The organism is Enterobacter sp. MF024 (assembly GCF_005843915.1).
GTDB classification, from domain to species: domain Bacteria; phylum Pseudomonadota; class Gammaproteobacteria; order Enterobacterales; family Enterobacteriaceae; genus Enterobacter; species Enterobacter barmai.
In genome coordinates, this window is sequence record NZ_VCBB01000006.1 from 298,387 (window position 1) to 318,255 (window position 19,869).

General features: G+C 59.7%; 16 protein-coding genes. 9 read left to right on the forward strand and 7 right to left on the reverse strand.

What is annotated here, in order from left to right:
• Positions 1-25 precede the first annotated feature (25 nt).
• From patD to FFB58_RS13510, 4 genes are all read left to right on the forward strand, one after another.
• The gene (gene patD, locus FFB58_RS13495; protein WP_138370149.1) at positions 26-1,450 is read left to right on the forward strand and encodes an aminobutyraldehyde dehydrogenase; all 1,425 of its coding nucleotides are present in this window, start codon (positions 26-28) and stop codon (positions 1,448-1,450) included.
• Between the two features lie 123 nt (positions 1,451-1,573).
• Complete coding sequence (locus tag FFB58_RS13500) at positions 1,574-1,858, forward strand: hypothetical protein (protein ID WP_138370150.1); 285 nt, start codon at positions 1,574-1,576, stop codon at positions 1,856-1,858.
• Positions 1,859-1,869: 11 nt separating this feature from the next.
• Positions 1,870-2,262 (forward strand): hypothetical protein, encoded by a 393-nt coding sequence (locus FFB58_RS13505; RefSeq protein WP_039030567.1) that lies wholly within the window; start codon positions 1,870-1,872, stop codon positions 2,260-2,262.
• 150 nt (positions 2,263-2,412) lie between these two features.
• Positions 2,413-2,832, forward strand: a complete 420-nt coding sequence (locus tag FFB58_RS13510) for a FosA8 family fosfomycin resistance glutathione transferase (protein ID WP_138370151.1) — start codon at positions 2,413-2,415, stop codon at positions 2,830-2,832.
• Positions 2,833-2,948: 116 nt separating this feature from the next.
• Here FFB58_RS13510 and FFB58_RS13515 read toward each other — a convergent pair whose 3' ends face one another.
• The 6 genes from FFB58_RS13515 to FFB58_RS13540 all read right to left on the reverse strand — a co-directional run bounded on the left by FFB58_RS13515 (position 2,949) and on the right by FFB58_RS13540 (position 11,174).
• Positions 2,949-4,247 carry a restriction endonuclease gene (locus FFB58_RS13515; RefSeq protein WP_138370152.1) on the reverse strand — a complete coding sequence of 433 codons (1,299 nt, stop codon included), beginning with the start codon at positions 4,245-4,247 and terminating at the stop codon, positions 2,949-2,951.
• The gene (locus tag FFB58_RS13520) at positions 4,244-6,301 is read right to left on the reverse strand and encodes an AAA family ATPase (RefSeq protein ID WP_138370153.1); all 2,058 of its coding nucleotides are present in this window, start codon (positions 6,299-6,301) and stop codon (positions 4,244-4,246) included. The genes FFB58_RS13515 and FFB58_RS13520 overlap by 4 nt, the downstream gene beginning before the upstream one ends.
• Positions 6,302-6,430: 129 nt before the next feature.
• Complete coding sequence (locus FFB58_RS13525; RefSeq protein WP_039030563.1) at positions 6,431-7,252, reverse strand: alpha/beta hydrolase; 822 nt, start codon at positions 7,250-7,252, stop codon at positions 6,431-6,433.
• A gap of 30 nt (positions 7,253-7,282) precedes the next feature.
• Positions 7,283-8,893 carry an MFS transporter gene (locus FFB58_RS13530; protein WP_138370154.1) on the reverse strand — a complete coding sequence of 537 codons (1,611 nt, stop codon included), beginning with the start codon at positions 8,891-8,893 and terminating at the stop codon, positions 7,283-7,285.
• Positions 8,890-9,300: a DoxX family protein gene (locus FFB58_RS13535; RefSeq protein ID WP_039030561.1), complete on the reverse strand. Its 411-nt coding sequence runs from the start codon at positions 9,298-9,300 to the stop codon at positions 8,890-8,892. The genes FFB58_RS13530 and FFB58_RS13535 overlap by 4 nt, the downstream gene beginning before the upstream one ends.
• 2 nt (positions 9,301-9,302) lie before the next feature.
• A complete protein-coding gene (locus FFB58_RS13540; RefSeq protein WP_138370155.1) occupies positions 9,303-11,174 on the reverse strand; it encodes an amidohydrolase in 1,872 nt (623 codons plus the stop codon).
• 236 nt (positions 11,175-11,410) lie between these two features.
• On the opposite strand from FFB58_RS13540, the gene FFB58_RS13545 reads away from it, so the two are divergent.
• The 5 genes from FFB58_RS13545 to FFB58_RS13565 are packed head-to-tail and all read left to right on the forward strand — an operon-like array spanning position 11,411 to position 18,682.
• Positions 11,411-12,103 (forward strand): hydrolase, encoded by a 693-nt coding sequence (locus tag FFB58_RS13545; protein ID WP_039030559.1) that lies wholly within the window; start codon positions 11,411-11,413, stop codon positions 12,101-12,103.
• A gap of 59 nt (positions 12,104-12,162) precedes the next feature.
• Positions 12,163-12,372: a DUF1427 family protein gene (locus FFB58_RS13550; protein ID WP_032616311.1), complete on the forward strand. Its 210-nt coding sequence runs from the start codon at positions 12,163-12,165 to the stop codon at positions 12,370-12,372.
• Complete coding sequence (locus tag FFB58_RS13555; protein WP_039030557.1) at positions 12,369-12,626, forward strand: DUF1427 family protein; 258 nt, start codon at positions 12,369-12,371, stop codon at positions 12,624-12,626. The genes FFB58_RS13550 and FFB58_RS13555 overlap by 4 nt, the downstream gene beginning before the upstream one ends.
• A gap of 26 nt (positions 12,627-12,652) precedes the next feature.
• Complete coding sequence (locus tag FFB58_RS13560; RefSeq protein WP_138370156.1) at positions 12,653-13,021, forward strand: response regulator; 369 nt, start codon at positions 12,653-12,655, stop codon at positions 13,019-13,021.
• A gap of 57 nt (positions 13,022-13,078) precedes the next feature.
• Positions 13,079-18,682 (forward strand): AAA family ATPase, encoded by a 5,604-nt coding sequence (locus FFB58_RS13565; protein ID WP_138370157.1) that lies wholly within the window; start codon positions 13,079-13,081, stop codon positions 18,680-18,682.
• On the opposite strand, the gene FFB58_RS13570 is transcribed toward FFB58_RS13565, so the two are convergent.
• A complete protein-coding gene (locus FFB58_RS13570) occupies positions 18,674-19,291 on the reverse strand; it encodes a response regulator (RefSeq protein ID WP_039030554.1) in 618 nt (205 codons plus the stop codon). The two genes, FFB58_RS13565 and FFB58_RS13570, sit on opposite strands and share 9 nt — an antisense overlap.
• Positions 19,292-19,869: the final 578 nt, after the last annotated feature.

A 19,869-nucleotide genomic window follows, 5' to 3' on the forward strand; every position in this document is an offset into this window, starting at 1 on the left:
GAACATAAAAACAATGGAGTCGGCTATGCAACACAACTTACTGATTAATGGCGAACTGGTTGCGGGTTCAGGTGAGAGGCAACCCGTGTACAACCCGGCCACCGGCGAGGTGCTGCTGGAGATCGCCGAAGCCAGCCCGGAGCAGGTGGACGCCGCGGTGCAGGCCGCCGATCGCGCCTTCCGCACCTGGGGTCAGACCACGCCAAAAGCGCGTGCCGAATGCCTGCTGAAGCTGGCGGACGTGATTGAGCAGAACGCCGACAGCTTCGCCCGCCTGGAGTCGCAGAACTGCGGCAAACCGCTGCACTGCGTGCTGAACGACGAGATCCCGGCCATTGTCGATGTGTTCCGCTTCTTCGCGGGGGCAACCCGCTGCCTGAACGGCCTGGCCGCCGGGGAGTATATGGAGGGACACACCTCGATGATCCGCCGCGACCCGGTGGGCGTCGTCGCCTCCATCGCCCCCTGGAACTACCCGCTGATGATGGCGGCCTGGAAGCTGGGCCCGGCGCTGGCGGCGGGCAACTGCGTGGTGCTCAAACCCTCTGAAATCACCCCACTCACCGCCCTGAAGCTGGCCGAACTGGCGAAAGATATCTTCCCGGCCGGGGTGATTAACGTGCTGTTTGGCAGGGGTAAAACCGTCGGCGACCCGCTGACCGGCCACGACAAAGTGCGCATGGTCTCCCTGACCGGCTCCATCGCCACCGGGGAGCACATTATTGCCCACACCGCGCCGTCGATTAAGCGCACCCATATGGAGCTGGGCGGTAAAGCGCCGGTCATCGTCTTTAACGACGCCGACATCGATGCGGTGGTGGAGGGCGTGCGCACCTTTGGCTTCTACAACGCCGGGCAGGACTGCACCGCCGCCTGCCGGATCTACGCGCAAAAAGAGGTTTATAACGCGCTGGTCGAAAAACTGGGCGTCGCCGTCGCCAGCCTGAAAATGGGCGCTCCGGATGATGAAACCACCGAGCTTGGCCCGGTCAGTTCCGCCGCCCATCTGACCCGCGTCAGCGAGGCGGTCGAGCGCGCGAAAGCCCTGCCGCACATTCACGTGGTCACCGGCGGCAACAAGGCCGAGGGTAAGGGGTATTACTATCAGCCGACCCTGCTGGCCGGGGCGAAGCAGGGGGATGAGATCATCCAGCGCGAAGTCTTCGGCCCGGTGGTGAGCGTCAGCGTGTTCGACGACGAAGAGCAGGTACTCGAGTGGGCTAACGACTCACAGTACGGCCTGGCCTCGTCGGTCTGGACCCAGGACGTTGGCCGCGCACACCGCATGAGCGCGCGCCTGCAGTACGGCTGCACCTGGGTGAACACCCACTTTATGTTGGTGAGCGAAATGCCGCACGGCGGGCAGAAGCTTTCCGGCTACGGCAAGGATATGTCGATGTACGGGCTGGAAGATTACACCGTGGTACGGCATGTGATGGTGAAGCACTAATCTGCTTAAGCGGCGGCAAGCGCGATTCACGTTTGTCGCAGCAAAGGATATATACATTCTATATGGATCATTTTTTTGCCTCTCTATATACTTTGCATATAGCGGTATAGAAGAGAGGTTATCATGCCCACCCCAACACGCACTGCACCTAAAAAGTTCCTGTTCCAGCTCCGTTCCGTTGACAACGAATTCGGCGTAAGTGAAGAGACGTTTGCCCGTCTGATGGCGGAGCTATCCCTGAACCAGACTGAGTTAGTCCACAAGGCGTTACGCAACCTCGCCAAAGAGGTGTTGCCCGCCTACGAACAGGACGATGGCCCGTTGACCGAAGCGCAACACAACGCGGTCAGAAAAATGTCAGGCCTCGATATCTCAGAGGACGATCTGGACTCTCCATTATTTAAATAAGCAGGACGCTTATGACTAATAATTACAACCCGTTACCGGCAATCGGTGACATCATCTGGTGTCGATTTCCTCAACATGAGGATCTGGGGCATCCGGGGCCGAAAGCGCGTCCCGGACTGATTTTGAACGTCTTTCCGGATCTGCATGCCGTCCTGATTGTCTATGGAACCTCCCGGACGGACCACGTCTATCAGGGCGAATTTGTCATCGACGATCAGTTGGATACGGCAGGGCTAAGCTGGCCGACAAAGTTTGATCTTAATCGCCTGCAAAAATTGCCTTTTAATACCGAGTGGTTTGCGGTGGCACCAGGCGTGGAGATTGCTTCACCGTTGCCCAAAATGGGCGTTATCCCACCGGTGTTTATTCCCGTAATGCGTGCCGCCTGGTCTAAAAGACGGTAGCAGCCATTGCCCGGCGGCGCTTCGCTTGCACGGGCCTACGGTTTTGCCCTTTCGTAGGCCGGGTAAGCGCAGCGACACCCGGCGCTTCTGTTTATACGTCGATAAACATGCTAAAGAAGTGAGGTTAACCTCTATAAGGAACTGAATCTCATGCTCAACGCCCTGAACCATCTGACCCTCGCCGTCAGCAACCTGCCTGCCAGCATCGCATTCTGGCGCGATCTTCTCGGCCTGCGGCTGCACGCCGAATGGCACACCGGGGCTTACCTTACCTGCGGCGATCTCTGGCTCTGCCTGTCTTATGACGAAACGCGAACATTCATCCCGCCGCAAAATAGCGACTACACCCACTACGCCTTCTCAGTTGCACCGGAAAACTTCGAAGTTGTCTCGCAAAAGCTGAAAGACGCTGGCGTAACGGTCTGGAAAGAGAACAAAAGCGAAGGGGCGTCGTTCTATTTTCTCGACCCGGACGGGCACAAACTGGAGCTGCACGTAGGGGATCTGGCTGCGCGTCTGGCGGCGTGTCGGGATAAGCCTTATGCGGGGATGGTATTTACCTCAAAGTAAGCTGATGCCCGCACCTTCAGACTGCCGCTGTTTATTATTCTGTTCTCGTTTTTTCTGCATGTTTCATAACGTCATGGGAGGCCTGACGCCTGCTAAGCGAGCGTCAGGTTCACATATTAAAGTGTAAAAGCTTCTGGGAGATGGAGTTTTGAGTTTTGAATGCTGGTTCCGATGGCAAAAGGGACGACCCACAGACGTAATGCATGACCATCCGGTTTGTGAAGTTCAAAGGGATGGGGAAGCGCATCATTAAAACCGTCATGCCCTGGATAGATAAGTATCATATCCCCCCGGCTATCGAGATATTTCACCCCGTAGGCTTGCATCTGGTAAAGGTCATTTTGCGAAATGTTAAAGCCAGGTTTATACGGCTTGATCTTTTTCCATTTCGTATCGCAAATAATCGGTGAATGCTGCGAAGTTTCATGCGGGCGAAGCCAGATATCCGGCTTGAGTCTGAACATATTCTTCGTGTGATAACGAGCCAGGCTGTGTTTTTTTGCCTGTGTATCGATCTGGTAGTGTAGATGATGGTGATGTTTCATCCAGGCGGCAACGAAGGATTCAAAAACAGCCTCCATTGGAAAGAGCAGTGAAATGGCATTAGCCTGCCCCTGCATACAGTGTGGAGACTCGCCTTGTAAAATGAGTTTTGCCCAGTCCAGAGCCTGTTCGTAATAATGCATATGCCTGTCCAGGCGAACCTGGCTGAAGGCAAATGCGACATCCATAACTGGGGAAAGGGGTTCAAAGGCTGTCAGCAAAGGCTGAAGCTGTCGTATCAGCAGAGGATTGCGGGTCAGTCGGGAGACTTTATCGATAGCCGTTTTCAGAATGCGGTTTTCGGGACGCTCAACGCTGTATTCATCATATTCCACTTGAAAACGATCGTGCCGAACGCTGTTTTTGGTTAGCTGTGCTGAAACCCGTAATTTGCCTTTCATCCACGCCAGATTATCGTGCTGACGAAGATAGTCGCGTTTAAGACCTTGTTGAAGGATAAACTGAACGCTGATGATGAACTGCTGAATAAAGATATCCATCAACGGCATGCGTGAGGTCTTGATGCTCGCCGATGTTGTTGCAATATGTCGGAAGGTTTTCAGAGTACGCAGCATCATTATTAACTGCTCACGGGCGTGTTCATGGCCCGTTTTGGGTAACACCTCAATAAACGCACCTCCCGGTAGCGCAATCACGCCCACGTAATTTTTCACCTGCAGTGCCTGAACCCGGCCAACAGCGCGAAGGGTAAGCAACCGGCTATCATATTCTACATCGTCACTTAAACAGCGTTGCACCAGCCATTGAAAAAGCGTATCGGGCAGCACAACCGCGTCCCTGACGCGGCCCTGATCTTTATCGCTAATCACATATCCGTGCTCAATGAGCGTCCAGGAATGGCCGGATGTCATTCCTCGCTCTCCTGATGTATGGCTTTTGGATCGTAAATCTGGCGATAAGCCAGCGGGTTATTCCATACGGGCTTCGACTCGTGAGAAAGATGGTAGGTCATCCCTGCCTCCTGCAAATCTTCTGCAGCATCAGCACCAAACAATCGCAGGAAATTGCCTTCACTGTTTATTGATGAGACGAACTGTAAGCTCTCGTCCTGTTTCTGGTTGTCACCGAGGACAAGGCGGATTTTTTGCCAGTCGTTATAAAAATACTCCTCCAGCAAAGGAAGGATTTTATTTTTCATGATGCGTTTAAGCAGATCGAAGGCGGCATCTTCGTCATCCTTAGCTTGTATTACGGGCATGAAAAATGCGTGTCCCAGCGTGTGTTCATAATCATACAACGCCTGAATCCTGGCATTCAGCGTTTCCAGTAGCCGTTCAAGCTGAATCCCCTTGATCGTAGTGCCTGCCAACAAGCTGGTGTCTGGAAGCATAGGTACAAACTCGAAGCGGCGGCGCAACGCGGTATCGAGCGCCGTCAGGGAGCGGTCTGCGGTGTTCATTGTGCCGACAAGGTAAAGATTATTGGGGACGCTAAATGACGTGGCGGAATAAGGGAGAGAAACGCTGAGTTCTTCTGCTTCACCTGCACGTTTAGAGGTTTCAATCAGCGTGATGAGCTCGCCGAAGATTTTAGAAATATTGCCACGGTTAATCTCGTCAATAATCAGTACGAAATTCTGTCGTTTAGCGCCAGTTGTCTTCTCCGGTGTGGCCGGAATATGATTTTCGCGAATCAGAAACGCCAGGATCCCACGTATATAAGAAACGTTATGCACTTTGGCATTGTTATCCTGGTACCAGGCTCGAATGTCCTTAAGATAAGCATTGTAGCCCTGACCCAAATCTTCTTTTTTGCTCTGCTCAGGGAAGATCCCAAAGACAGCCTCGCTTTTGTAAGTCACACGGAAAGGGTTACCATTGTGGGTGCGTAGCGTAATGCTCTCTCCTTCAGCAAGCCGTTCCTGTAACAGCACAAGTGCCTTGTCCAGAGCCTGCTGTATACCCGCATTGCCAAAAGCGGCGTCATCGCAAATTTGCTTGAAAATCCCAGGTTTGACGTCATAACGCACGTTACCGTCGTCGGTCGTTTCTGCCCTTAGTCCTTCAATGAACTCTTCGTACCCGAAGCTTTGATGGAAAGTAATAAAACGGATCCGTTTTTCGTTCATCAGCTGGTTATAAATTTTCTTAAGCTCGCGTCGACGTTCGCTCTCTTCTTTTCCATCCAGCCTGGCGTATGCCTGAGGTTCACAGGCGCGCACGGCAACGTCGATTGTTTTATAGGTTTTGCCCGTGCCTGGTGGCCCATACAGGATCAAGTTTTTAGGCAATTGAAGATCGTTGGGTTCAGAACCCTGTTCATCATCTTCACCCGTGTTGTCGGGCACCACCACAGTATCGTCTTTCTCAAGGATAAAATGTTTGTACAGATGCCAGAGAGACATATTCAATGTGATGGCATCAATCTGGGAGCCTATCGCCTGGTTAAGTGCCTTTTTCAATTCAAGATTAAGGTCAAACCATTCGCCTTGACCTGACAGGCCCAGATCAAAGCGGTTATTGCAGTAGTTATAGATACGAAAGAACGCGCCAGTGTTAACAATATTGCTGATGTGCTCAGGGTACATAACTGCAAACGCACGATGGCACAGCGCCCAGTACACTTTTTTCAGGATCTTTTGTTCTTTGAGAGACTTCAGTTGTGTAATCACCTGCTGATAATTGGCGGGCGTACATTCTTTGGCAATCAGACGGGACAGGGCGCGCAGCTTTTCTTTCGCCTCGTTAAATTCATTCAGTGACATGCCGCCTTGCTTAATACTGGCGACGCCATTGGAGCGGTTGTACCAAAGTTCATAGAGCGTCTCGTCTGAGAAGTTGGGGCGCTCTTCCTCCACTTTTATTCGTAGTGCCCAAAACGCCGGGCCCCATTCAATACTGTAATTCTCGTTATTGGCCGTGTGAGAGGTGAAGAATGAAAGTACGTCGGTGTGTTCCTGAACCATTACCCGCTCCAGCTTGATGAAAATAAAAAGTTTTCCTCATTTTATCGGAATTATCTGAAGTGTTGCACTGCTTGTTCAGGGGGGCAGTGGATGTGAACAGCTGACGCCAGGTGGCGTCAGCTTTAACACTTACAGCCCCTTCACAAACGTCAGCAGGTCTTCGTTCAGCTGGTCCTGATGCGTCAGCGCAAAGCCGTGCGGCGCGTTGTCGTACACCTTCAGCTCCGCGTTGCTAATCAGCTCCGCCGCCACTTTTCCGGTGGTTTCAAACGGGACGATCTGGTCGTTGCTGCCGTGGATCACCAGCGTCGGCACGTCGACTTTGGCCATATCCGCACGGAAGTCGGTTTCGGCAAAGGCGGTTACGCAGTCCAGCGTCCCTTTCAGGGAGGCCAACAGGGCGATGTTCAGGGTCTGGGTCAGGCCGCCTTCAGACACTTTCTGTCCGGCGTTGAGGCCGTAGAACGGGGTGGCGAAATCACTGATGAACTGGGCGCGATCTTTCAGCAGCCCGTCGCGAATGCCGGCGAAGACCGACTGATCCACACCCTGCGGATAAGAGTCAGACTTACCGAAGATCGGCGTGACCGCACCCAGCAGCGCCAGCCCGGCCACGCGGTCGGTGCCGTAAGTGCCGATATAGCGGCTCACGTCGCCGCCGCCCATGGAGAAGCCCACCAGGGTCACGTCGCGCAGATCGAGCGCGGTGATCAGGTCGTTGATGTCGGAGGCAAAGGTGTCGTAGTCATAACCGTTCCACGGCTGATCCGAACGGCCAAAGCCGCGGCGGTCGAAGGCGATGGCGCGGAAGCCGCGCTCGGCCAGATAGTTAAGCTGGCTGTCCCACATGTCGGCATCCAGCGGCCAGCCGTGGCTGAACAGCACCGGCTTACCCGCGCCCCAGTCTTTGTAGTAAATCTGCGTGCCGTCTTTCGCTTTGATCGTAGCCATAGTCTCTTCCTCAAAATGTTGTTTTAGGTTTTAAACCGGCGCCACCAGATAACGGGTCGCCGGGGGTGCATCGCCCTGATGAAAAGCCAGCACGCGGCTTTGCAGCAGGTGGTCATTCATGGTGTGGCGCTCCTGCAGACGCAGGTGTTCAACCCACGAGCCCAGCAGGAAGGTCTCGATATAGAGGCCCGGCCGGTCGATATCCTCATACACCGCCCAGCTCATGGCGCCCGCCCGGCGCCTGACCCGGCGCAGCTCGTGCACCGCCTGCAGAAAGTCGTTTACCGCTTCGGGATCAACCAGATATTCGCAGGAGACCAGCACCGGGCCACGCTCGTTGGGGATGTTCTCCCGGGCGTCGTCGGCAATCAGGCCGCTGGTGTCGAGGTTCAGGTTGGGATCTTTCTCCAGCTTCCAGCGCAGCACCGTGGCGCTCGCCAGCAGCATCCCCACCGTCGCCACGCAGAGTGACGTATAGGTGTTGAAGTGCGAGGCAATCTGTCCCCACAGGGCGCTGCCCGCGGTCATCGAGCCGAAAAAGACCGTCAGATAGACCGCCAGCGCCCGGGCCTTCACCCAGCGTGCGGCGCTGCGTTGCGCCCCCAGGTTGAGCGTGGACAGCACCGCAATCCACGCAAAGCCGGTGAAAAACTCAAACAGGTTCAGCAGCCAGAAGTGGCGCACGAAGGCCAGGGCCAGCATAGTGAGGGCGAAGACCAGGCTTGCCGCCACCATCAGCCGGTCGGCGTTCAGGCGCTGGCGCAGTCGCGGCAGCAGCACCGCCCCGGCAATCGCCCCCAGCCCGATGCAGGCCAGCATGATGCCGTACCCCGCCGGGCCGAGGCCCAGCTCCCGGCGCGCCACTAGCGGCAGCAAGGCCCAGCCCGCGCTGGCGAACACGAAAAACGCCACGGTGCGAATTAAGACGTTACGCAGCACCGGGGCGGCGTGTACGTAGCGCACCCCGGCGCGCACCGCCGAGAAAAAGTGCTCCGGCGGCAGGCGCTGCACCGAGAGCGCAGGCTTCCAGCGCCACAGCACCCAGGCCACGCCCAGCACCGACAGGGCATTGAGCAGGAACACCATCCACGGCCCGGCCAGCGAGAGCAAAAAGCCGCCCAGCGCCGGGCCGATGGCGCGACTGATGTTCACCCCCAGCGAGTTGAGGGCAATCGCCGGGCCCAGCTCCGCCTTGCTCACCAGATCCGGCACCACCGCCTGGAACGGCGGCGAACTCATGGCGCTGCCGACGCTCAGCAGAAACGCCGCCACCAGCAGCACCGTCGGCGTCACCTGACCGGTAAACGACAGAATGGTCAGCCCGGCGGCGGCGATAAACACCCATAGTTGCGAAAACAGCAGGTACTTGCGCCGGTCGACGATGTCCGCCATCACGCCGGAAGGCAAGGCGAAGAGGAACATCGGCAGGCTGCTCGCCGCCTGCACCATGGCGATATCCAGCGGATCGGCGCTCAGCGTTAGCATGCTCCAGTTGATCCCGACGTCGCTCATCCACGAGCCAACGTTCGACACCACCGTGGCGATCCACAGCATGCGGAACACCCGCTGGTGCAGCGGCTGCCACGTCGACATCGCCGGGGCAGGCGGGTGCTCGATGTGCGCGTCGGTCACCTGGGTCATGCGAATCTCTCCGTGGCACGCGAGCGTAACCGCCACGCGCCGGGGCCGGTGATGGCAAGGGTGGTGAAGATAATCAGCAGCAGCCAGCCAAACTGACCTTCGGCAATCGACCAGTCAGGGTGCACCGCCAGCATCGCCACCAGCAGCACGGCGATAATCGGCACGCAGGCCAGCCGGGTCGCCACGCCGAACAGGATCAGGATCGGGCAGATCACCTCGGCGAAGATCGCCGGGATCAGGCTGAAGTACGGCCCGAAGCCAAAGGGATCTTCGATCCGCGTCAGTTCTTCGCTGAAGTGCAGCACCTTCGGCAGGCCGTGGACGTAGAGCAACAGCAGGCTGCCGGTGATGCGCAGGAAGAACAGCCCCAGGTCGATCCGGGGCAGGGGTTGAGTTGAGTTCATCATGATCAGAACGCGAAGCAGCTGCAGCCCAGCGCTCCCCAGAAGGCGTTATCGTCGGCCACCGGCATCTCTGCGCTGCGGGCAAAATCGTGGGCGTGGTTATGCACGCCGCACGGCCCGCTGCAGTGGTGCACGGCGCTCATCCCCACCCGGGCGGCCTGCGGTGGCGCGGATCGGTAGTGTCCCGGCACCTTGACCACCGGCGACCACTCCGGCAGAACCGGGATGGCAGGCGGTGCCAGCGGGCCGAAAGCGCCTGCGGCATAGACGATATCGCCGTCCACCACCGTCAGCACCGACTCGATGCCCTTGATCTCCTCTTCCGGCACGCGGAAGAAGTCTTTGCTCAGCACCGCGAGATCCGCGAGCTGGCCCTTTTTGATCTGCCCTTTCTGGTTCTGCTCGTTCGAGAACCACGCGCTGCCCTGGGTCCAGAGCATCAGGGCGGTATCGCGATCCAGACGGGCGCTGTGATCGTACATCTGCATGCCGCCCACGGTGCGCCCGGAGACCAGCCAGTAGAGCGCGGTCCAGGGGTTGTAGCTCGCCACGCGGGTGGCGTCGGTGCCTAAGCCTACCGGCACGCCGGTCTCCAGCATGCGGGTCACCGGCGGGGTATGGCGGACAGCCTCCATCCCGTAGCGCTCGGCGAAGTACTCGCCCTGGAAGGCCATGCGGTGCTGCACGGCGATGCCGCCGCCCAGGGCCTTGATGCGGTCGATGTTGCGCTGGGTGACGGTCTCGGCGTGGTCGAAGAACCAGTGCAGGCCGTCGAACGGGATCTCGCGGTTCACCTTCTCGAAAACGTCCAGCATCCGGCTGATGGACTCGTCATAGGTGGCGTGCAGGCGGAACGGCCAGCGGTGTTCCACGAGATGGCGCACCACGCGCTCCAGCTCGTCCTCCATGCCGGGGGCCAGATCCGGGCGCGGCTCGAGGAAATCCTCGAAGTCGGCGGCGGAGAAGACCAGCATCTCCCCCGCGCCGTTATGGCGGAAGAAGTCGGTGCCCTGGCCCGGCTTGAGCATGTCGGTCCACTTCTCGAAGTCCTCCAGCTCGTGGCCGGGACGCTGGGTGAAGAGGTTGTAGGCGATGCGGATGGTCATCTGCTTTTTGTCGTGCAGCTCGGCGATCACCTCGTAGTCTTCCGGGTAGTTCTGGAAACCGCCGCCCGCGTCGATGGCGCTGGTCAGCCCCAGACGGTTCAGCTCGCGCATAAACTGGCGGGTGGAATTCACCTGCTGCTCCAGGGGCAGTTTTGGCCCTTTGGCGAGGGTGGCGTAGAGGATCATGGCGTTCGGACGGGCGATCAGCATCCCGGTCGGATTGCCGTTGGCGTCGCGCTGGATCTCGCCGCCCGGCGGGTTCGGGGTCTCTTTGGTGTAACCCACCACCTTCAGCGCCGCGCGGTTGAGCAGGGCGCGATCGTAGAGGTGCAGGATAAAGACCGGGGTATCCGGCGCGGCCTCGTTGATCTCATCCAGGGTCGGCATGCGGCGCTCGGCAAACTGGAACTCGCTCCAGCCGCCCACCACGCGTACCCACTGCGGGGATGGGGTGCGCAGGGCCTGCTCTTTCAGCATCCGCAGGGCGTCGGCCAGCGACGGCACCCCTTCCCAGCGCAGCTCGAGGTTGTAGTTCAGCCCGCCGCGGATCAGGTGCAGGTGCGAATCGTTAAGACCGGGGATGGCGGTGTGACCTTTGAGATCCACCACTCTGGTGGCCTCGTCGTGGTACTGCATCACGTCGGCTACGGTGCCGACGGCAAGGAATTTGCCGTCACGTACGGCCACCGCTTCGGCGAGGGGGTTTTCACGGTCGACGGTATGAAACTGGCCATTCACCAGAATCAGATCTGCTTTAGCAGAGGAAGTCATAACTGCTCCTGACTGAGAGGGGGTTGGTCAGGATTATTGGAACCGGTTACCGAAAAAAACCAGTTATACAAAGGGATAGGTATACCAAAGTATAACTATACCGACGTATAACTATACGAAAGGTTAATTATACAAAGAGATAATTACCTCCGGCGCGAGAGAGACATAGGATGCAGTCAACGCATCGTCAAAGGTGGTGCGGCGGATTTCACCTGTTAACCTCACTGGATACCATTATGTCTAACTCAAAGCTCGAAGTGTTAACCCCGGATAACTGTCAGATTATCTTCATCGACCAGCAGCCGCAGATGGCGTTTGGCGTGCAGTCTATCGACCGTCAGGTGCTGAAAAACAACGTGGTAGCGCTGGCGAAATCGGCCAAAGTGTTCAACATCCCGACCACCATCACCACCGTTGAAACCGAAAGCTTCTCCGGCAACACCTTCCCGGAACTGCTGGACGTCTTCCCGGGGAAAGACATTCTTGAGCGCTCCTCCATGAACTCCTGGGATGACCAGAAAGTGCGTGACGCCCTGAAAGCCAACGGCAAGAAGAAAGTGGTGGTCTCCGGCCTGTGGACCGAAGTGTGCAACAACACCTTCGCCCTGTGCGCAATGCTGGAAGGCGACTACGAGATCTACATGGTGGCGGATGCGTCCGGCGGCACCTCCAAAGAGGCCCACGACTTCGCGATGCAGCGCATGATCCAGGCCGGCGTGATCCCGGTAACCTGGCAGCAGGTGATGCTGGAGTGGCAGCGTGACTGGGCGCGTAAAGAGACCTACAACGCGGTAATGGATATCGTGCGTGAGCACTCCGGTGCCTACGGCATGGGCGTGGATTACGCCTACACCATGGTGCACAAAGCACCGTCTCGCCAGAAAAGCGAGCACGAAACCCTGGCCCCGGTTCCGGCCCCGGTCCGCTAAGTTCGATGCGGCAGGCTGGGCCCTCATCCGGCCTGCCGCTGACCTCCCTGGAGTTCACCATGAGTACTGGGTTAATTTCCCTCGCGGCAGGCGTGCTGATAGGCCTGCTCTACGCCCTGCTGAAAGTGCGTTCCCCCGCGCCGCCCGCGCTGGCGCTGATTGGCCTGCTGGGAATGCTGGCCGGCGAACAGGCGACCCGCCATTTTCTGCACGCTGACGACACCGCGCAAAAAGCGCCCGTCACCCTCTCAACAGGAGCCTCGTCATGAAAGCCTGGGTCATTTCACTGAGCTGTGGAATTCTGGCAGGGGTGATTTATGCCGCAATTGATGTACACTCGCCCGCGCCGCCCGTCGTTGCGCTGATGGGGCTGTTTGGCATGCTGGTGGGGGAGCAGCTGATCCCGATTGGCCGCCGTCTTTTCAGCCGCCAGCTGACGATGACCTGGTTTCGTCACGAATGCGTTCCCAAAATCAGCGGCACTCCGCCTCCACCCCGTCCCGGCGACGGCAGTGAGGGTTAATCACGATTCATTTGAGGAACACGAGCATGCCGCAGCGCATAGCCATCATTGATGATGAACGGTCTGTTCGCAGCGGGTTAAGCAACCTGCTGCAGTCGGAGGGGTACGCCACCGAAGCCTTCGACTCGGCAGAGGGGTTTCTCAGCCACCCCACCGCGCTGACCGACGCGGCGCTGGTGATTGCCGACATCCGCCTGCGGGGGATGAACGGTCTGGAGATGCTCGACAGGCTGCACCTCATCGCCACTTCACCCCCGCCGCTCATTTTTATCTCTGGTCATGCGGATGACAACATAGAGCGCTACGCTGTTGAGAATGGCGCCGTTGTTTTTCTGCGCAAACCCATTAATGTCGATGTGCTGCTGGCGCATATTCAGCGTGCGCTCGCCAGCTGACAACACCTTTACCTGTTTCCCACGAGAACCATTAATGAAGAAAAATAAGGAACGTGGATGACTAACCCATCGCTGCCTGAGATCTGGCCCGCCCCCGGAAATTTATCCGAAGGGCGGGCTTTTGTGCTTAAAGAAGACGTCATTTTTACCCCGCTGGGGCAGGAGGGGAGCCTCTGCTGGCTCAACGCCCGACTGCCCCGTTCCGGCGGAGCCTTTATCATCGCCACCGCCGTGAGTGATGAAGAAGAGGCCAGCGCAACGCGCCTGCTGCGCAACGAGTTTGCCCTGCGGGAGTACCTGAGCGTCGACTGGGCCGTGCGTCCGGTCGCCAGCACCCAGTACCACGGGCGCTTTGCACTGGTTTATGCCCCTTTTTCCTTTGTGCTGCTGACGCGCATCGTGGGCGCGCCGATGGCCTGCATCCAGAGCTTTCTGGAGCTGGCGATCCGCATCAGCCTGCCCCTGCGGCTGATGCATCTGCGCAACCTGGTGCACGGGGATATCAAGCCGGGGAATATCTTTATTCACGAGGACAATACCTGTCGGCTGGGAGGCTTTGGCCTGTCGTCCGGCACCTCGGAAGAGCTGCAGCAGTCGAGGCTGGCGGTGGTGGGCGGCACGCCTGCCTACATGTCGCCGGAACATACCACCCGCACCCATCGCGCGGTGGACAGCCGCAGCGATCTCTACAGCCTCGGGGTGGTGCTTTACGAGCTGCTTACCGGCAGCCTGCCGTTTGAGCTGGGCGGCCAGGATCAGGGCAAGTGGGCGCACTATCACATCGCCTCGGAACCGCGATCGCCAGGAGAAGTCAGTCCCGGCGTGCCCGCCATGCTGTCGGCCATCGTGCTGAAAATGCTGGCGAAAAAACCAGAGAACCGGTATCAGACCATCGATGGCCTGATTGCCGACCTGCGCCGCTGTCAGGCCACCCTGAGCGACGAGGGGGATATCGCCGCCTTCACGCCCGGTTTGCAGGATCGCTCGCCAGCGTTTCATCTCACCGACACGCTTTACACCGCTCATCCTCAGGCGGCGGATCTGATCCACGCCTTTGACCGGGTGAGCCGGGATGGGATTGCCGGATTTGTGGCCATCAGCGGCCCGTCGGGGATCGGTAAGTCGTCGCTGATCGCCTCGGCGCTGAAGGCCTTACAGCACCGCAGCGCGCTGCTGGCGGTGGGCAAGGTGGATCAGTTTTCACCCACGCTGCCCTATGCCGCGCTGACCTCGGCGTTTCGCACCCTGGCGCTGCACCTGCTGGGGCTCCCGGCGGTGGAGGTGGCGCACTGGAAGATCCGCCTCTCAAGGGAGCTGGAGGGCTACGAAGAGCTGGCCGTCAGTCTGGTGCCGGAGCTGCGGCTGCTGCTGGACAACAAGCCGCGCTTCACCAGCGATACCTTCTCTATCGACGCCCGGGCGCGCTTCAGCCACATGGTGCTGGCGCTGGTGAAAACCTTCGCCAGCGCGGGCGCTCCGCTGGTGCTGCTGCTGGACGATATCCACTGGATCGACCCCGCCAGCCTGCAAATTCTCGAATACCTGCTGACCCACGGCAGTAACATGCCGCTGCTGATGGTGGTGGCGCACCGGGACGCCTGTTCGCTGCCGGACAACACCCTGCATCAGCAGCTGGCGAACCTGCACCGGGCGTCGCGCAACACCACCGAGCTGCGCCCGGAGCCGCTGTCGGTGAAGGCGGTCTCCCGCTGGCTGGCGAACATCTTCCATACCCGCTCCGCCAGCACCACCGATCTGGCCGGGCTGATCCACGAGAAAACCGGCGGCAACCCGCTATTTGTGCACGAGTTCTTCCGCCGCATCGTCGATGACGGGCTGGTGACGCACAATAAATATCAGGACAAGTGGCACTACGATCTGCATGCCATCCGCACCCGGCACTACACCGAAAACGTGGTCACCCTGGTGCTGCAGCAGCTGGAGGAGATGCCCGAAGAGACCCGCCGCCTGCTGGGCAGCATCGCCTGTCTGGGCGGTAGCGGCGAGCTGGAGATGGTCTGCCGGGTGGTGTCGATGTCGGTGGCGGAGATCCGCTATGCCCTGCACCCGGCGGTGACGGCGCAGCTGATCACCCTCAGCGCCGACGGCTATGCCTTTACCCACGACCGGGTTCAGGAGGCGGCGTTCGCCCTGCTGGATAACGCCGAGCGCAGCCGCCTGCACCTTACCACCGCCAGCCTGCTGGCGGAGTCGGCCCGTCAGGCGGCGGGCAACGAGATCCTGTTCCGCGCCGTCCACCACGTCACGGCTGCGCTGGACTGCATCCAGCCTGCGCCCCAGCGCCAGATGTTCCGCGAGCTGAGCCTGCTGGCCGCCCGCCGCGCCCGGCGCTCGGGGGATTATCTGTCCGCCCTGAGCTACATCCAGACCGCCCGGGCGCTGGGCAACGCCGGTGCCGCGCCCGAGAGCGCCAGCGACTTTATCCTCGACAGCGAAGAGGCCGGGTGCGAGTTCGCGCTGGGTAATCTTGAGACCACCCGCAGGCTGTGCGACCGCATTCTCGGCTCCCCCGGCGGGCTGGCGGAGAAGGCGCTGGCGGCCAACCTGCTGGCGGAAGTCTATATGCGCCAGTCCGACAACCGGCTGGCGCTGGAGGCGGCCCTGTGCTGGCTGGCGGTTTTTGGCATTCACGTCAGCCGCTTCCCGGAGACCGCCGAGTGCGACGAGGCCTGGCAGAGCCTGTGCAACCGCGTTGGCGATAATCCGCAGAGCCATTTCAACCGGCTGCCGCTGATGAAGGATGGCGATACCGAGGCGGTGATGAACCTGCTCAACAGCGCCAGCCTGTTCGCCAGCTTTACCAGCTCGCGCCTGCATTTCGTGCTGCTGTGCCGGATGATGCACCTGACCCTCGACCACGGCATTACCGGCGCCTCCACCACCGCGATGGCGTGGTTCGGGGTGCTGATTGGCCACCGCTACGCCGAATACCGGCTCGGCTTCCAGTACGGCACCCTGGCCCGGGAGCTGGTGAACCGCCACGGCTACGACGCCTTTGAAGCCAAAACCCTGCTGCCGCTGGATCAGCTCAGCGTCTGGACCCAGCCGCTGGGCTACACCATCGAGTGCGCCAAAGCCTGCTTCACCTCCGCCGTGACCCACGGGGATATGACCGTGGCCTGCTTTGCCGCCTGTCATCAGGTGATCAATTTCCTGACCCGGGGCGATCACCTCGACGCGGTGCTGATGAGCATCGAGCGCGGGCTGGCCTTCGTGCGCAAAACCCATTTTCAGGACGTGGAGGCGATCCTGCTGATGCAGCGCCACTACGTGGAGCACCTGCGCACCCCGGTGAGCGGCCCGTGGAGCGCCAGCGAGGTGCTGCCGCAGTCCCTGCTGCCCGCCTCCCCGGAGCAGGCCACGGAGCAGACCTCCACCATGCTGTTCTGGTTCTGGCTCTATCGCGGCATGGCCCACTTCGCCTGCGGCGAATTCCCGCAGGCGGCGGAGAACCTGGCCCAGGCCGGGCGGTTTGCCTGGTCCGCGCCGGGCCATATTCATCTGCTGGACTACCACCTCTACAGCGCGCTAACCCTCTCGCAGCAGCTGACCCCGGAGACCTTTACCGCCGATCTGCGTCGCCAGATCCACCTCCATTACGACAAAATCGCCCTCTGGGCGCGGATCAACCCCGGCACCTTCGCCGATAAAGAGGCGCTGATTTACGCCGAGATTGTGCGCCTCGACGGCATGAACAGCATCGCCCTTGAACAGTACGAGAAGGCGGTGCGCCTCTCCCGCGAAGGGGGCTTCAACCCGTTCAACGCCCTGGCCCACGAGCTGGCGGGCCGCTTCGCCCACGCCTGCGGCTACACCACCGCCGCCGATGCCCACTTCCGCGGGGCGATAACCGCCTGGGTGCGGGCGGGGGCGCAATCGAAGGTGCGCCAGCTGGAGCGGGATTTCCCCTGGCTGATGGCGCCCGGGCAGGCCAACGCCTGGGACACCGTGGCCTTTGCCCGCAACGAGGAGATCCGCGATCTGCAGAGCGTGATCAAGGCGTCGCGCGCTCTGTCGGAGGAGATCAACCTCGAGCGGCTGATCGAAACCCTGATGACCATCCTGCTGGAGCGTGCCGGGGCGCAGCGCGGCTTTTTGATCCGGGTAAACGACAACAACATCCCGGAGATCGAGGCCAGCGCCAGCACCACCACCGACGGGGTGCGGGTGCAGATCCGCAAAGACGTACCGATGGCGACCGAGATGCCGCTGACGGTGCTGGCGGCGGTGATCCGCACCGGGCAGGAGATCCACACCGGTAAACCGGAGGAGTTCCACCCCTTCAGCCAGGATCCGTATCTGGTCACCTCCGGCGCGGCGGTGATGTGCGTTCCGATGTTCAAGCAGGCGCGGCTGGTGGGGGTGCTGTATCTGGAAAACCGCCTGATGCCGGAGGTCTTTACCGTCGAGCACTCCCGGGTGGTGAGCCTGCTGGGGGCCCATGCCGCCATCTCGCTGGAGACCGCCCGGCTCTATGCCGAGCTGCTGGAGGAGAACCAGCAGCGCCGCCGGGTGGAGAAAGAGCTGCGGGCAAGCCAGACCTCGCTGATGCTGGGGGAGCAAATCAGCCACACCGGCAGCTGGCGCTGGGAGCTGCAGCAGGATCTGATGTTTATGTCGGAGGAGTACGCCCGCATTCTGGGCCTGCCGGAGAAGCAGAAGATGATCTCGATGGCGGAGTTTCTGACGTTTGTGCATCAGGATGACTATCCGCGCATCAGCACCCTGGTGACCGAGAGCGTGCGCGACGGCCTGACCATGCGCGCCGAATTTCGCATCATCCGCGCCGACGGTGCCGTGCGCACTATCCTGGGGATTGGCGATCCGGTGGGGGTGGGCAGTGAAGTGAACGAGTATTACGGCATCATCACCGACATCACCATCCAGCGCACGGCAGAAGACGCCATGCGGGTGGCCCAGGCGGAGCTGGCCCGCGTCTCGCGCGCCACCACCGTCGGGCAGTTAACCTCGTCCATCGCCCACGAGATCAACCAGCCGCTGATGTCGATTGTCGCCAACGCCGGGGCCAGCCTGCGCTGGCTGAACCGCGAACCGGCCCGGCTGGATAAGGCGCGGATTGGGCTGGAGGAGATTGTCTCCGAGGGCGAGCGGGCGGGGGAGATCATCCGTAGCCTGCAGTCGCTCACCCGCAAGCAGGATCCGGCCTTTACCCGCATCGATCTGCACCATCTGGTGCGCCACATCATCACCCTGTCGCGCAGCGAGCTGGATCGCCGGAGTATCAGCGTCAGCTTTGCCCTGGCGGCAGAAAACAGTTTTATCGTGGCTGACAGCGTGCAGATCCAGCAGGTGCTGCTGAACCTGGTGATGAACGCGGTGGAGGCGATGGCGGAGATCAAGGATCGTCCCGGCACGCTACTGCTGTCGACGTCGAATCCGGAAAAGGGCGGGATCAAATTTGAGATTGCCGACAGCGGGACCGGCATCGCGCCGGGGCAGGGCGAGCGCATTTTTGACTCGTTCTACTCCACCAAAGCCCAGGGGATGGGGGTGGGGCTGACCATCAGCTACAGCATTATCGAGCGCCACCGCGGCAAGCTGACGGCCAGCAACCGCCAGCCGCACGGCTGCGTCTTCGCCTTTACCCTGCCGCTGGCAGAGGGCGAGACGTCACTCTGAGGGCTGGCTTCTGGTCAGGCGCTCTGCGGCCCTGACCAGATCCGCCAGCGAGCGGGCCTGCATCTTCTCCATCACCCGACGGCGGTGGACTTTGACGGTAATTTCACTTACCCCCAGCTCGGCGGCGATCTGCTTGTTCAGCATCCCGCTGATCGCCAGCTGCAACACCTCCTGCTCGCGCGGCGTCAGCGAGAGATGGCGCTGCTTCAGGGAGTACTGCTCCCGCAGCTGCAGGGCGTTCTCTTCCGCCAGCTTCAGCGCGTCGCCAATGGAGTTCAGCAGGTCATTCGACGCCACCGGTTTGGTGAGAAACTCGTACGCGCCGCCCTTCATCGCCTTCACCGTCATCGGGATGGTGCCGTGACCGGTAAGATAGATAATCGGGATTTCGCGTCCGCTGGCCTTCAGGGAGTCCGCCACCTCAAACCCGCTGATGGTCGGCATCTGCATATCGAGGATCACGCAGGAGGGCACGTCTTCAAAGGTGTGTTGTAAAAAGGATTCTGCCGAGGAAAAGTCGAGGGCGTTCAGCCCGGCAGACTCCAGCAGCCCAACCACGGACCGCCTGACAGCGTGATCATCATCAACGACGTAGACAATATGTTCCATTAATAGCCCCAATGATTCAGCCTGACAGAGATGAGAGGATTTCGCTCAGCGTGAAAACTACCTCCCTCATGTTCAAGCGGTTATGGCGGCAGTTTTATGAACGCAGTCACTTTAACACATTAATTATCATTATCATTTAACTATATGATAACTGTATGAATGCGGTAGATGAGTTTTCAAAACCGTTTTTCACATTGGGTAAGCGTAGGCTAAAAATGGTTGATTTGTAGTCAATCAGATGAGGGGCACGGTAGATCCCCTCTCCTCTTTGGGGAGAGGGCTGGGGTGAGGGGAAGCATGCGGCTATCGGTGGTAGTTCCGTTCACTTTACGTTCTGTACTTCTCTGTCAGGCGCGTCACCCGTGAACGTGCCAGGGGGGCTCGCCGCCTCCCCCCTGGCTACCCCGGCTCCCGGCAAAGAAAATCGCCGCTACGCGGTACCCTCAGCTTATTCCTTTCGGCTATCGGGTCGGGCGCGATCCTACATCCATGTAGGTCACGCCCTCTCGGCGCATCCATGCGCCTCGCCCCGGCCGACAGGAAACGCTTCGGCGATTTTCAGCCGGACCAGGGAGTTG